This window comes from Streptomyces fractus, from assembly GCF_049844455.1.
Classification (GTDB): domain Bacteria; phylum Actinomycetota; class Actinomycetes; order Streptomycetales; family Streptomycetaceae; genus Streptomyces; species Streptomyces fractus.
Genome location: NZ_JBMYHI010000002.1, coordinates 2495029 through 2508948 on the forward strand (window position 1 = coordinate 2495029; position 13920 = coordinate 2508948).

Annotated in this window: 14 protein-coding genes; 12 read left to right on the forward strand and 2 right to left on the reverse strand. The window is 70.5% G+C overall.

What is annotated here, in order from left to right; all coding sequences use genetic code 11:
- Positions 1–239 precede the first annotated feature (239 nt).
- Positions 240–1532, forward strand: a complete 1293-nt coding sequence (locus tag ACP4E5_RS13150; protein WP_425828229.1) for a GAF domain-containing protein — start codon at positions 240–242, stop codon at positions 1530–1532.
- A gap of 100 nt (positions 1533–1632) precedes the next feature.
- Here ACP4E5_RS13150 and ACP4E5_RS13155 read toward each other — a convergent pair whose 3' ends face one another.
- Together ACP4E5_RS13155 and ACP4E5_RS13160 are read right to left on the reverse strand one after the other, a co-directional pair.
- Positions 1633–2358, reverse strand: coding sequence for a triose-phosphate isomerase (locus ACP4E5_RS13155; protein WP_425828231.1), 726 nt, complete (start codon positions 2356–2358; stop codon positions 1633–1635).
- The gene (locus ACP4E5_RS13160) at positions 2355–3356 is read right to left on the reverse strand and encodes a sugar phosphate isomerase/epimerase family protein (RefSeq protein WP_425828233.1); all 1002 of its coding nucleotides are present in this window, start codon (positions 3354–3356) and stop codon (positions 2355–2357) included. Before ACP4E5_RS13160 ends, ACP4E5_RS13155 begins: the two co-directional genes overlap by 4 nt.
- Positions 3357–3480: 124 nt before the next feature.
- On the opposite strand from ACP4E5_RS13160, the gene ACP4E5_RS13165 reads away from it, so the two are divergent.
- From ACP4E5_RS13165 to cysD, 11 genes are all read left to right on the forward strand, one after another.
- The gene (locus ACP4E5_RS13165; RefSeq protein WP_425828235.1) at positions 3481–4203 is read left to right on the forward strand and encodes a GntR family transcriptional regulator; all 723 of its coding nucleotides are present in this window, start codon (positions 3481–3483) and stop codon (positions 4201–4203) included.
- A 150-nt stretch (positions 4204–4353) separates the two neighbouring features.
- The gene (locus tag ACP4E5_RS13170) at positions 4354–5328 is read left to right on the forward strand and encodes a tripartite tricarboxylate transporter substrate binding protein (protein WP_425828237.1); all 975 of its coding nucleotides are present in this window, start codon (positions 4354–4356) and stop codon (positions 5326–5328) included.
- A complete protein-coding gene (locus ACP4E5_RS13175; protein WP_425828239.1) occupies positions 5325–5864 on the forward strand; it encodes a tripartite tricarboxylate transporter TctB family protein in 540 nt (179 codons plus the stop codon). The genes ACP4E5_RS13170 and ACP4E5_RS13175 overlap by 4 nt, the downstream gene beginning before the upstream one ends.
- Positions 5861–7393 carry a tripartite tricarboxylate transporter permease gene (locus tag ACP4E5_RS13180; protein ID WP_425828241.1) on the forward strand — a complete coding sequence of 511 codons (1533 nt, stop codon included), beginning with the start codon at positions 5861–5863 and terminating at the stop codon, positions 7391–7393. Before ACP4E5_RS13175 ends, ACP4E5_RS13180 begins: the two co-directional genes overlap by 4 nt.
- Complete coding sequence (locus ACP4E5_RS13185) at positions 7390–8382, forward strand: 4-hydroxythreonine-4-phosphate dehydrogenase PdxA (RefSeq protein ID WP_425828243.1); 993 nt, start codon at positions 7390–7392, stop codon at positions 8380–8382. Before ACP4E5_RS13180 ends, ACP4E5_RS13185 begins: the two co-directional genes overlap by 4 nt.
- 343 nt (positions 8383–8725) lie before the next feature.
- Positions 8726–9313, forward strand: coding sequence for a GNAT family N-acetyltransferase (locus ACP4E5_RS13190; RefSeq protein ID WP_425828245.1), 588 nt, complete (start codon positions 8726–8728; stop codon positions 9311–9313).
- 347 nt (positions 9314–9660) lie between these two features.
- Positions 9661–11358, forward strand: coding sequence for a nitrite/sulfite reductase (locus ACP4E5_RS13195; protein ID WP_425828247.1), 1698 nt, complete (start codon positions 9661–9663; stop codon positions 11356–11358).
- Between the two features lie 150 nt (positions 11359–11508).
- On the forward strand, positions 11509–11688 hold the full coding sequence (locus ACP4E5_RS13200; protein WP_425828249.1) for a hypothetical protein: 180 nt from the start codon (positions 11509–11511) through the stop codon (positions 11686–11688).
- Positions 11685–12395, forward strand: a complete 711-nt coding sequence (locus tag ACP4E5_RS13205) for a phosphoadenylyl-sulfate reductase (protein ID WP_425828251.1) — start codon at positions 11685–11687, stop codon at positions 12393–12395. The genes ACP4E5_RS13200 and ACP4E5_RS13205 overlap by 4 nt, the downstream gene beginning before the upstream one ends.
- Positions 12396–12409: 14 nt before the next feature.
- Complete coding sequence (gene cysC, locus ACP4E5_RS13210) at positions 12410–12976, forward strand: adenylyl-sulfate kinase (protein WP_425828253.1); 567 nt, start codon at positions 12410–12412, stop codon at positions 12974–12976.
- Entirely contained in the window at positions 12973–13920 is a 948-nt protein-coding gene (gene cysD / locus ACP4E5_RS13215; RefSeq protein WP_425828255.1) for a sulfate adenylyltransferase subunit CysD, read from the forward strand. Before cysC ends, cysD begins: the two co-directional genes overlap by 4 nt.

Consider the following 13920-nt stretch of genomic DNA (forward strand, 5'->3'; position numbering starts at 1 on the left):
AGTGACGTCCGTTCACCGAATGACGCGGGGATGGTGCTGCGCCGACACGGCACCATCCCCGCGCATCAGGCCCCCCAGGGGAGCTCGAACGCCGCATCGGCGGCGTTGCTCCCATCTTCAAACTCCGCACGGTTGTTCACCAGGGTTGCAGGGGGTTGCAACGTTCCTCGGGAAGGCCCACGCCCGCGCGGGTTCTCGGTGCAGGATGGACGCAACTCCCCACAACCGAGGTTTCCGGCATGAACAAGGATTCGACGATCGACCTCAAACGGTTGTCCGCCATGGACGTGGCGCACTCGTCCCGCCTGCTCAAGGGCGTACGCGATGCCACGCTCTCGGGACTGCGGCCGCGGGTACGGCCCCGGCCGGTGATAGGTGACTCCTGGCAGCGGATGCTGCGGGACGGCGTGGACCCGGACCACGACGTCCGGGCGTGGCTGCTCACCGCCGAGGAGTTGGAGGAGCGGCGGCAGGCCTCACCGCTCCTCCCACTCCTTCCGATGCTGCGCGAGGCGCTGGTGTCGGTGGCCGACGCGGCGCAGCACATCATGGTGATCAGCGACGCCGACGGCCGGATCCTGTGGCGTGAGGGGCACCCCGGCGTGCTGCGCATGGCCGACAAGCTCGGCTTCGAACTGGGCGCGCACTGGGCGGAGGACGTCGTCGGCACCAACGGGATCGGCACGCCGCTGGTGGCCCGCCGTCCCGTACAGGTCTTCTCCGCCGAGCACTTCGTGCAGTCTCAGCACCCGTGGATATGCACGGGCGCCCCGGTGACGGATCCGCGCGACGGGCGGGTCCTCGGGGTCGTCGACGTCAGCGGGCCGATGGACACGATGCATCCGGCGACGCTGTCGTGGGTGCACTCGGTGGCGCAGCTCGCCGAGGCCCGGCTGCGCGAACAGTTGCAGGGAGGCCTGGAGCGGCTGCGTTCGGTCGCCGCGCCGGTGCTCGCCCGGATGAGCGGGCGGGCGCTCGCGGTCGACCCGTACGGCTGGACGGCTGCGGTCACCGGGATGCCGCCGGTGGACCGGGTCGCGCTGCCCAAGTCCCTCGTGGAGGGCTGCGCCTGGGTGCCGGCGCTCGGGGCCTGCAGCGTGACGCCGTTGCCCGGGGGCTGGCTCCTGATGGTGGACGAGGAGCCGCGGCCGCTGGGCGCGACCCGTATCGCGCTCGACGTGAGCCGCCCGCGCCGCTGGTCCCTGGAGGTGTCCGGGGCGGCGGCCACCTGGACCCACGAACTGAGCCCGCGGCACGCCGAGTTGCTGTACGTCCTGGCGCTGCACCCGGCGGGACGCAGCGCCTCCGCGCTGGCCGAGGATCTGTTCGGCGACCCGAGCCGCACGGTGACGGTGCGCGCCGAGATGTCCCGCGTCCGCCGCTACCTCGGCGCCCTCCTCGCGCACCGCCCGTACCGCTTCGCGGACGACGCGGACGTGCGGGTGCTGCTGCCGGACGACCCGCGCGACCTGCTTCCGCACTCGATCGCACCCGCGGTGGCGTCGGCGCGGGAGTCCGCACCTGAACGGTGACGTGAAGGGGACGGTGAGGCGAGGGGATGTGTGAGGCGAAGGGGACGTGTGACGTGAAGGGGACTGTGACGTGAAACAGCGACTCCGTCGTCGTCAGCCGTCACAGTCCCAGCGCGAGCAGCTTCAGGAACGTCTCCACGTCCCATGCCGCGCGTCCCACGAACAGGCCCTGTACGCCCGGGAGTTCCAGGAGCCACGGCGCGTTCGCCAGGTCGACCGAGCCTCCGTACAGCACGGCGCGTACCGGGAGTTCGGCGAGGGCCGCGAGTGCGGGGGCGATCTCCTCGGGGCGGGGCGGCCTGCCGCGTTCGCCGATCGCCCAGACCGGTTCGTAGGCGAGCAGCACCGCGCCCGGGTCCGACTGTCCTTCGAGCGCCGCCTCGGCCTGCGCGCGTACGACGTCGGCGCCGCGCCCCGCGTCCCTGGCCGCCGCGTCCTCGCCGACGCAGACCAGCGGGGTGAGGCCGTGGCGCAGGGCCGCCGCCGTCTTGAGGCGGACCGTGTCGTCGGTCTCGGCGAAGTGGGCGCGCCGCTCCGAGTGCCCGATCTCGACGAGTCGGGCGCCCGCGTCGGCGGCCTGCGGCACCGAGATCTCGCCGGTCCAGGCACCCGCGTCGTCCCAGTGGGCGTTCTGCACGCCGGTCAGGACGGGCGAGCCGGGGCCGAGGGTGTCGGCGACGACGGAGACGGCGGTCGCCGAGGGGATCAGGAAGGGCCGCACCCCGTCGATGCCGTCACCGACCGCGGCTCGTACGCGCGCCGCGTAACTCGCGGCCTCGGAACGGGTCTTGGTCATCTTGAAGCTGGTCCCGATCCAGCGGGTCACGCGCTGTCCTCCTGCTCGTACGTGGTGGTGGCGCGGCGGCCCGCGCGGTCGAGGCGGGCGCGCAGGACGCGGCGCAGGTAGTCGCGGTTGGCGGCCGAGACGCCCAGGCCGTCGCCGCCGTAGTGCTCGACGCAGATCGGGCCGTCGAAGCCGGCCTCCAGGGCCATGGAGAGGGCGCGCCGGTAGTCGATCAGGCCGCCCTCGCAGGGCGCGGGGTGGGTGAAGTAGGCGCCGGTGGCCAGGTCGTGGTCGCGGTAATAGTTCTTGATGTGCCAGTAGTTGGTGTGCGGGAGGGTCTTCTCCAGCATGGAACGCCAGTCCTCGACGGGGCGGTGCAGCCGGACGAGGTTGCCGATGTCGGGGTTGAGGCCGACGTTCGGGAGACCGATGTCGGTGACCAGGGACACCGCGCTGTCCGCGGTGCCGAGGTAGGTGTCCTCGTACATTTCGAGCGAGAGGCGTATCCCGTAGCGGGCCGCGCGTTCGCCGAGTTCGCGCAGGCGGGTGACGGCCAGTTCCCAGGTGCGGAAGTCGCCGATCGGGTCGGTGGCCCCGGGCTCGTGCCAGAACCACAGAGCCTCTTGCTGCATCTGCGTCAACTCCCGGTGCAGACCCACCGATACGACGCCGATGCCGAGGTCGGCCGCCGCGTCGATCGTGCGCAGGAGGTACGCGAGGTGGGCGCGGGCCGCACCCTCGTCGGGGTCGATGACGCTGCGGCGGATCGCGGATATCGCGGTGACGCCGAGTCCCGACTCCTTGAGTGTGCGGGCGAGTTCGTCCCTGCGGTCGGCGTCGAGGTCGCCGGGGCGCACCCAGCTGTCGGTGAGGTCGACGTGGTCGAAGCCCTCGACGGCGACCTCGTCGAGGACGGAAGCCCATTGCTCCGCGGGCGCGTCGTGGACGTCGGGGAACTGGAGGAGGGCGGCTCCGATGGGCCAGTCACGGGCCGAGCGGAACGGCGGTGCGGGTGGGGCGACTTGTGCGGTGCGGGGCATGGGCGACTCCCTCGTCGGCCGGGCGATCCACGCTGACAATCCCTTTTGAATCGTAGACCCTATAGGATCTATTCGGTCTGCGACAGACTGTCCGCACCTCCCCTCGGATAACCTGGACGGCGAGATGAGCCCGAAGAGCACCCACCCGCAGAGCACCGGCTCCCCCCTCGTGGCACGCCGCGCGCTGCGCGACGGGGTCTACGACGCGATCCTGGAGAAGCTGCTCGACGGCTCGACGCCGCCCGGCTCCTCCCTCGGTATCGACTCGCTCGCCCGCGAGCTGGGCGTGTCGCCAACTCCCGTGCGTGAGGCCCTCGTTCAGATGGAGCACACGGGGCTGGTCAACCGGGTCGCGCTCAAGGGGTACAAGGTGGCGCCGCCGCTCTCCCCCGAGCAGGTCACCGAACTCTTCGACGCCCGCATCATGTTGGAGCTCGGCGCGGTGGAGCGGGCCGTCGCGCACACCGAGGACCTGGTGCCGGAGCTGCGGGCCGCGCACGCCCGGCATGTGCTCGCGGCGCACCACGTGCGCAAGCTGCGCGGCGGGGACGCGACCACCGCGGACAACTCCGACCTGCGCGAATACTTCGCCGCCGACTGGGCGTTCCACCTGCTGATCATCCAGGCGGCGCAGAACCGGTTCATGGCGGCGATGGCCGAGTCGCTGAGCGCGCACGTGCACCGGATGCGGCAGACCGTCGACCACGGCACGTTCGACATCGACCAGGCCATCGCCGAGCACACGGCGATCCTGGCCGCTTTCGAGTCGGGCGATCCCGAGGCGCCGGCCCACGCGATGCGCACGCACCTGGAGGGTGTCGAGCGGCGCTCGCTCGACGACGCGTAGCGGCGCGGCGCGGCGCGACACGGCGAGTCCGGGGGATCAACTTCCGCCCGCGTGACGGCAATTCACGCACGCCTCTTGTCATGGCTCCTTCGACGCACCTACGGTCGCGGCCATATCCCATAGGATCTCGGATCCGCAGGAAGGTCGACGATGACGTCACCACCGCGTGCGGCACGCCGTCTCGCCGGAGCCACGGCACTGGTCACCGCACTCACCTCGTGCACCTTGCTCAACGCCACGCCCGAGGTGCCGAAGGACTGGCACCCGCGCGGTTCGGTCTCCGCGCTCGTCGCGTTCGCGCCGGGCGGCGGCAGTGACCGCTCGGCGCGCGTGATGGCCCAGGGGCTCAATGAGCTCGACGGCGGCTACCACGTCAACGTCGAGAACAAGGAAGGCGGTTCGGGAGCCGTCGGCTGGGCCGGCTTCCTCGCGGAGAAGGGCAACGGCAACGCGCTGCTCGTCGCGGAGGGCGCCCTCAACACGCTTCCGCTCGTGTACGACGTGCCGTTCACCTACAAGTCGTTCACGCCGCTGATGATGTTCGCGGAGGACTCCCGCATCGTCGTGGCCCGCAAGGACTCCCCGTACAAGACCTGCCCTGACGTGGTGCGGGCCGCGCGCGAGAAGCGTGTCGTCACCGGGTCGAGCGGCAAGACGGGCGCGGACGCGCTGGTGATCGGCAAGTTCAAGAAGCAGGGCGGGAAGTTCGGGGTCGTGCCGTACGGGTCGACCGGTGAGGTGCTGACCGGGCTGCTCGGCAAGCAGATCGACATCGCGCCCTCCAGCGCCTCCTCGGCGAAGCCGTACCTGCAGAGCGGTGACATGAAGGCGCTGTGCACCATGACCGCGAAGCGTTACGACGACCCGGTGCTCGGCAAGGTCCCGACCGCCAAGGAGCAGGGCCTGGACGCCGAAGTCACCCTGTGGCGCGGGGTGTTCGCGCCCGCCGGGATCGACGACGTACAGCGCAGGTACTGGATCAGGGCGCTGGATCGGGCCATGCGGTCGAAGGCGTACCACGAGTACCTGAAGGCCGACATGCTCACGCCCGCCCATCGCAGCGGGCCGGCGTTCGCCGCGTATCTCAAGCAGTACGACGCCCAGGTGAAGGAGGACCTCAAGTGACCACCCCTACTCCCACTCCTGCGCGGGCGCGCCGCCCCGTCCTCCTCGCGTACGGCACGCTGACCGCGCTCGGCGCCCTGTTCTTCGCGGGCTCCTTCGCCTACCCGTGGACCCAGCCGGAGGACGGCACGATCGGCGCGGGCGTGATGCCGCGCACGGCCGGGCTGCTGCTCACCGTTCTCGGACTGCTGCTGGTCCGTCAGGAACTGCGTACCGGCTCGGTGTTGGAGGGCGACGGGCACGTCGAGGAGGCCGCCGAGGTGAGCGCCGATGAGGCGCGGCGGGTCCGCACGAAGCTGATCGTGGTCGTGGTGACGATGGTGGTCACCGCGCTGCTCGTGCCGTTCCTCGGGCTGCTGCCCGCGCTGACCCTGATGACCCTGTTCCTCACGGCGGTCGTGGAGCGCCAGCCGCTCGGGCGCAGCGTGCTCGTGGCCGTGCTCGTGTTCGCGGTCTCCTACCTGCTGTTCGTCACGATCCTCGGCATTCCGCTGCCGTTCGGTCTCTTCGACCCCGCCGTCTGGAGCCAGCTGTGATCGACCATCTCGTCACCGGATTCGGTGCCGCGCTCAGCCCCGAGAACGTGCTGTGGTGCTTCGTCGGCGTGCTGCTCGGCACCGTCATCGGCATTCTGCCGGGCCTCGGCTCGGCGACCGGCGTGGCCATCCTCATTCCCGTCACGCTCACCTTCTCGCCGCTCACCGCGCTGATCATGCTGGCCGGGATCTACCACGGCGCCCAGTTCGGGGCGACGATCACCGCGATCCTCATCGCGACACCCGGCGAGGCGTCATCGGTGGTCAGCACCCTCGACGGCTATCGCATGGCACGCGCCGGGAGAGCCGGGCCCGCGCTCGCGATCTCGGCGCTCGGCGCGTTCGTCTCGGCGATGGTGTCACTGGTCGCGCTGATGGCGGTGGCCCCGTTCTTCGCGAACCTGGCGCTCGACTTCGGGCCGCCGGAGATGCTCGCCGTGATGATCCTCGGCCTGTGCACGATCGTCGTCTTCTCGGGGCGCAATCTGCTGCTCGGCATGGCGCTCGGGCTCACGGGGGTGCTGATCGGCTGCGTGGGTGTGGACGGCGGCAGCGGCACACCCCGCTACACGTTCGGACAGATCGACCTGTTCGGCGGCATCCCGTTCGTCGAGGTCATGATCGGGCTGTTCGCGATCGGCGAGCTGCTCAACCAGCTGCACATCGGCATGGCCGAGCCGATCCGCGCCCGCTTCCGCGATCTGCTCCTCACCAAGGAGGACCTCAAGCGGGCCGCCGCGCCCACCGCGCGCGGCACCGTCCTCGGCTTCCTGCTCGGCTGCCTGCCGGGCGCGGGCACGACGCTCGCGTCGTTCATGGCGTACGGGGCGGAGAAGCGGTTCTCCCGCAACCGGGGGCAGCTCGGCACGGGCGCCATCGAGGGCGTCGTCGCCCCGGACGCGGCCACCAACTCCGCCTCCAACGCCAACTTCGTGCCGACCCTCGTCCTCGGCGTCCCCGGCGGCGCGACGACGGCCGTACTCCTCGGCGCGTTCCTCGTCTACGGCATCCAGCCGGGCCCGCTGCTCTTCGAGAACCAGCCGGAGCTGGTGTGGGGCCTGCTGGTCTCCTTCTTCATCGGCAACCTCCTGCTCCTGATCCTCAACCTGCCGCTCGCGCCGGTCTTCGCCCAACTCCTGCGCGTGCGTTACGCGTTCCTGTACCCGCTGATCATCGTGACCTCGCTGATCGGCGCGTACTCGGTGAAGAACAGCATGTTCAGCATCTGGATCGTGCTGTTCTTCGGGCTCGTCGGCTACGCGATGAAGCGGCTGAACTTCCCCGTGGCCCCGCTCGTCCTCGGCCTGGTCATCGGCCCGCTGTTCGAGAAGGCGCTGGTGCAGACGTCGGCGCTGTCCGGCGAGAACTCGCTGCTCATCCTGCACAGCCCGGCCGCCGTGACGATCCTGCTGCTCGCCCTGGTGCTGGTGGCAGGACCGCCGGTGACGCGGCGGCTGCGCCGGGCCCGTACCGTCCCCGAGGCCGCAGCGCCGGCCGCCGAGACCAAGACTCCGGAGAAGACCTCATGAGTACGCAGACCTCTGAACTGCCGCGTGTGGCCGTCACGTTCGGTGATCCGGCCGGGATCGGGCCCGAGCTGGTGGCCCGACTGCTGTCCGACCCGAGGACCCGCGCATCCGCGGACCTCGTCCTCCTCGCCGACGAGGAGGAGCTCCGCTCGGCGGGTGAGGACGCGGGCGTCGACCTGGGCTGGGCGCGGGAGTTGCTGCACCCGGCACCGCCCGCCGTGGGGCGCCCGGAGGGCGGTTTCCAGCGCAAGGCGGCGACGGCGGAGGGCGGGCGCTGGGCGCTCGGCCGGCTGAAGACGGGGCTCGATCTGGCGCGGGCGGGGGAGGTCGGCGCGATGCTGTTCGCGCCGCTCAACAAGTCCTCGCTGCATCTGGCCGGGATGACGCAGAGCGATGAACTGCGGTGGTTCGAGGAGGATTTGGGCGTCGACTCCTTCACCTCCGAGCTGAACGTGGTGCCCGGTCTCTGGACCGCCCGCGTCACCTCGCACGTGTCCATCGCGGACGTCGCCGCCGGGATCACGTACGAGCGGGTGAGCGCGGCGGGCCGACTCCTGGACCGGGTGCTGCGCGGCGCGGGCGTCGAGGCGCCCCGCATCGGGGTGTGCGCGCTCAATCCGCACGCGGGCGAGAACGGCCACTTCGGCCGCCACGAGCTGGACATCATCACGCCCGCGATCGGCGGCCTGCGCGAGTCCGGGCTCGACGTGAGCGGGCCGTTCCCCTCGGACACGATCTTCCTGAAGGCGCGGGCCGGGGAGTTCGACGGGGTGCTCACGATGTACCACGACCAGGGGCAGATCGCGATGAAGCTGATGGGGTTCGACGGTGGGGTGACCATCGCGGGCGGGCTGCCGATCCCGATCTGCACGCCCGCGCATGGCACTGCGTTCGACCTGGTGGGGCGGGGGGCCGCGAACACGGGGTCGATCCAGAACGCGTTCGACCTGGCGGTGCGGTTGGCGCGGCGCGGACCGGGGCGGGGCTGACCGGTGCCGCGCCGACCGGTGCCGCGCCGACCGGTGCCGCGCCGACACGGGCGGTCGAGCGGGCCGAGGTCGCGGGGCTCTGCCCCGGGCCCCGCGCCTCAATCGCCGGCGGGGCTTTAGTTGTCGCCGGCGGGGCTTGAATTGCCCGGGATCCCCCGGTCCGCGAAGGCCTTCCGTACTGCCGTCGCGACCGTCGCCTTCGCCGCCGCCGAGGGCGCGGCGGATGTCGTACAGGGCGCGCGACCAGGGTGGCACTGGGGGGCGCGCTGTTGCGCGATGCCGGATCCTCCCGCATTCCGGGCAGCCTTGGCCATAGCGCGTCGGCCGTGATCCGATGAGCCGCATGAGCAGCAGCGACACCCTCACCGTCACCACGTGGTCCCTCGAGCAGACCTCGCCCTCCGACCTGCGCCCCGCGAGCGCGCCCGAGGGCGACGACGTGCGCATCGTGCGCGCCGAGGTCCCCTCGCCGGAGTTCAGCCGGTACCTGTACGCGTCCGTGGGCAGCGACATCCGCTGGCTCGACCGGCTCGGCTGGACCTACGCGCAGTGGCAGGAGCAGCTGTCGCGTCCGGGTGCCGAGACATGGGTCGCGTACGAGAAGGGCACGCCCGCCGGGTACGTGGAGCTGGACGCGCAGGACGACGGCGTCGTGGAGGTCGTCTACTTCGGCCTGATCCCGGCGTTCCGCGGGCGGCGGATCGGCGGCCACCTCCTCTCGTACGCGGTCGCGCGCGCGTGGGACCTGGCGGAGCGGTGGCCGGACCGGGAGCCCACGAAGCGGGTGTGGCTGCACACGTGCAGCAAGGACGGCGAGCACGCCATGGCCAACTACGAGCGGCGCGGGTTCAAGGTGTTCAGGACGGAGACCGAGGAGGAGCCGGACCTTCCGACCGCCGGGCCGTGGCCGGGAGCCTTTCCCGCCGCCTGAGCGCGCCCCGCCGCCACGACTCCCCGCCTCCCCGTCGAGCGAGGCACCACCACTGTGACCGGCGCCACCATTGTCCGCGATTCGAGACGATCTCGTCCAGATTGCGGACGATGGTGGACCGGGCCCAAAGTCCCGTGACACGCTTTCCTCATGTCTACAGCTGGAACCGCCTTGGTGAGTCGACGTCACGTCGACTTCGGCCGCATGTCCAGCGCCATCTGTCCGGCGCGCTGATCTCTCCAGCACCGCCGATCCCCCGCATCACCTGATCCCTCTGCGCACCGCCGCGCCCCTGCGCGAAGTGTGCAGGTCAGAGCCGCCCAAAGCCTGCCTGAAGGACGCACTCCATGGCTGCCACCCCAGAAACACCCGCTCCCGCCACGCCCCGCCGCAAGGTGAGCCGTCACCGTGGCGAGGGCCAGTGGGCCGTGGGCCACTTCACTCCGCTCAACGGCAACGAGCAGTTCAAGAAGGACGACGACGGTCTCAATGTACGGACACGTATTGAGACGATCTACTCCAAGCGTGGCTTCGACTCCATCGACCCGCAGGACCTGCGCGGACGCATGCGCTGGTGGGGTCTCTACACCCAGCGCAAGCCCGGCATCGACGGCGGCAAGACGGCCGTCCTGGAGCCGGAGGAGCTGGACGACGAGTACTTCATGCTGCGCGTGCGGGTGGACGGCGGCCGGCTGAGCGTGGCGCAGCTGCGCGCGATCGGCGAGGTCTCCGAGCAGTACGCGCGGGGCACCGCCGACATCACCGACCGGCAGAACATCCAGCTGCACTGGATCCGCATCGAGGACGTTCCGGCGATCTGGGAGAAGCTGGAGGCCGTGGGCCTGTCCACGACCGAGGCGTGCGGCGACTGCCCGCGAGTGATCATCGGCTCCCCGGTGGCCGGCATCGCCGCCGACGAGATCATCGACGGCACCCCCGCCGTGGACGAGATCCACGACCGGTACATCGGCAACAAGGAATTCTCCAACCTGCCGCGCAAGTTCAAGACCGCGATCTCGGGCTCCCCTGTCCAGGATGTGGTCCACGAGATCAACGACGTGGCGTTCGTGGGTGTCGAGCACCCCGAGCACGGGCCCGGCTTCGACCTCTGGGTCGGCGGCGGGCTGTCCACGAACCCCAAGCTCGCGCAGCGCCTCGGCGCGTGGGTGCCGCTGGACGAGGTCGCCGACGTCTGGGCCGGCGTGGTCGGCATCTTCCGTGACTACGGCTACCGCCGCCTGCGCACCCGCGCCCGTCTGAAGTTCCTGATGGCCGACTGGGGCCCGGAGAAGTTCCGCCAGATCCTCGAGGACGAGTACCTGAAGCGGAAGCTGGTCGACGGTCCGGCGCCCGCCGAGCCCTCGCAGAAGTGGCGCGACCACATCGGCGTGCACCAGCAGCGGGACGGCCGGTTCTACGTCGGGTTCGCGCCGCGCGTCGGCCGGGTCGACGGCGCCACGCTCGCCAAGATCGCCGAGCTGGCCGGCGCGCACGGCTCGGACCGGCTGCGCACCACCGTCGAGCAGAAGATGATCATCCTCGATGTCGCGGAGGACCAGATCAACTCGCTGGTCGCCGGTCTCGAAGCCCTCGACTTCCAGGTCAAGCCCTCGCCGTTCCGGCGCGGCACGATGGCCTGCACCGGCATCGAGTTCTGCAAGCTCGCCATCGTCGAGACCAAGGCGCGCGGCTCGCAGCTCATCGACGAGCTGGAGAAGCGTCTCCCGGAGTTCGACGAGCCGCTGACCATCAACCTCAACGGCTGCCCGAACGCCTGCGCCCGTATCCAGGTCGCGGACATCGGTCTCAAGGGCCAGCTGGTGCTCGACAAGGACGGCAACCAGGTCGAGGGCTACCAGGTGCACCTCGGCGGCGCGCTCGGCCTGGAGGCCGGGTTCGGCCGCAAGGTCCGCGGCCTGAAGGTCACCTCGGACGAACTGCCCGACTACATCGAGCGGGTCCTCAAGAACTACGAAGCGGAGCGCGAGAACGGCGAGCGCTTCGCGACCTGGGCGGCCCGTGCCTCTGCGGAGGCCCTGTCATGAGGTTGGCGAGTGAGCCGAAGGGGCGCGCCGGTGTCGAGACGGCGAGCGCGCGGAGGCCCGACGAAGGAGGGTCGAGCACGGTCGTCGGCTCGACACCGGCAACAGGCGCCCCGGAGGCGAACCGAGCCTCAAAAAAGAGGGAGGCCCTTCATGAGCGAGCGCGCGGCACCGTTCTTCTGCCCGTACTGCGGCGACGAGGATCTTCGGCCCAGCGAAGAAGGTCACGGCGCCTGGGAATGCGCGGCCTGCAATCGGGCCTTCACGTTGAAGTTCCGCGGGCTGCTCGCCCGCGGTCTTCAGCACAACGAAGGTGGAGGGGAACAGATATGACGACAGCTCAAGCCCCCACGGACACGGACGAATTGAAGGCGCTCGCCGAGCAGGCCGGGCGCGACCTGGAGGACGCCACCCCCCTGGAGATCCTCCAGTGGGCGGCACAGACCTTCGGCAAGAAGTTCTGCGTGACCTCGTCCATGGAGGACGCGGTCGTCGCCCACCTCGCCTCCCGCGCGATGCCCGGTGTGGACGTCGTGTTCCTCGACACCGGCTACCACTTCGAGGAGACGATCGGCACCCGGGACGCCGTCGAGGCCGTGATGGACGTCAACGTCATCACGCTCACCCCGCGGCAAACGGTCGCCGAGCAGGACGCCGAGTTCGGCCCGAAGCTGCACGACCGCGACCCCGACCTGTGCTGCGCGATGCGCAAGGTGAAGCCCCTCGAAGAGGGTCTCGCCGGGTACGCCGCGTGGGCCACGGGACTGCGCCGCGACGAGTCCCCGACGCGGGCGAACACCCCGGTCGTCGGCTGGGACGAGAAGCGGCAGAAGGTCAAGGTCTCGCCTATCGCTCGCTGGTCGCAGGACGACGTCGACGCGTACATCCAGGAGCACGGCGTCCTCACGAACCCGCTCCTGATGGACGGCTACGGCTCCGTGGGCTGCGCCCCGTGCACCCGCCGCCTCCTGGAGGGCGAGGACGCGCGCGCCGGACGGTGGGCCGGCCAGGCCAAGACCGAGTGCGGACTGCACGGCTGACCGGGCCTGAACCCATGAACGACATACGGACTTTGGAGAACCAAGTGACCGGAGCCACGATCTGGCTCACGGGTCTGCCGTCCGCCGGCAAGACCACCATCGCGTACGAGCTGGCGAACACGCTGCGCGCCGAGGGCCGCAAGGTCGAGGTGCTCGACGGCGACGAGATCCGCGAGTACCTCACGGCGGGCCTCGGCTTCAGCCGCGAGGACCGGCACACGAACGTGCAGCGCATCGGCTACCTCGCCGAACTCCTCGCCCGTAACGGCGTGTTGGTGCTCGTCCCGGTCATCGCCCCGTACGCCGACAGCCGGGAGGCCGTCCGCAAGCGCCACCAGACCGGTGGCACGGGATACCTGGAGGTGCACGTCGCCACGCCCGTGGACGTGTGCTCCGACCGTGATGTGAAGGGCCTGTACGCCAAGCAGGCCGCCGGTGAGCTGTCCGGGCTCACCGGGGTCGACGACCCGTACGAGGCACCCGAATCGCCCGACCTGCGCATCGAGTCGCAGAACCAGACCGTGCAGGAGTCCGCGGCAGCGCTCCGTGCGCTGCTCACCGAGAGGGGTCTCGCCGCATGACGACCGTAGCTTCTTCCGTCTCCGAGGGCTCCGAGGAGACCGACAGCCCTTACGCGCTCAGCCACTTGGACGCTCTCGAGTCCGAGGCGGTGCACATCTTCCGCGAGGTGGCGGGCGAGTTCGAGCGGCCGGTGATTCTCTTCTCCGGCGGCAAGGACTCCATCGTCATGCTGCACCTGGCGCTGAAGGCGTTCGCCCCGGCCGCGATCCCCTTCTCGCTGCTGCACGTGGACACCGGGCACAACTTCCCCGAGGTCCTGGAGTACCGCGACCGCACCGTCGAGAAGCACGGGCTGCGCCTGCACGTCGCGTCCGTGCAGGAGTACATCGACGCCGGCAAGCTGCGCGAGCGTCCGGACGGGACCCGTAACCCGCTCCAGACGGTGCCGCTGACCGAGAAGATCCAGTCGGAGAAGTTCGACGCCGTGTTCGGCGGCGGCCGCCGCGACGAGGAGAAGGCACGCGCCAAGGAGCGCGTCTTCTCCCTGCGCGACGAGTTCTCCCAGTGGGACCCGCGCCGCCAGCGCCCCGAGCTGTGGCAGCTCTACAACGGCCAGCACGCGCCCGGCGAGCACGTCCGCGTGTTCCCGCTGTCCAACTGGACCGAGCTGGACGTGTGGCAGTACATCGCCCGCGAGAACATCGAACTGCCGCAGATCTACTACGCGCACGAGCGCCCGGTCTTCAAGCGCAGCGGCATGTGGCTGACCGCGGGCGACTGGGGCGGCCCGAAGGACGACGAGTCGGTCGAGACGCGGCAGGTCCGCTACCGCACCGTCGGCGACATGTCCTGCACCGGCGCCGTCGACTCGGACGCCACGACCATCGAGAAGGTCATCGCCGAGATCGCCGTGTCCCGGCTCACCGAGCGGGGGGCCACCCGCGCCGACGACAAGATGTCCGAGGCCGCGATGGAAGACCGCAAGCGCGAAGGGTACTTCTAG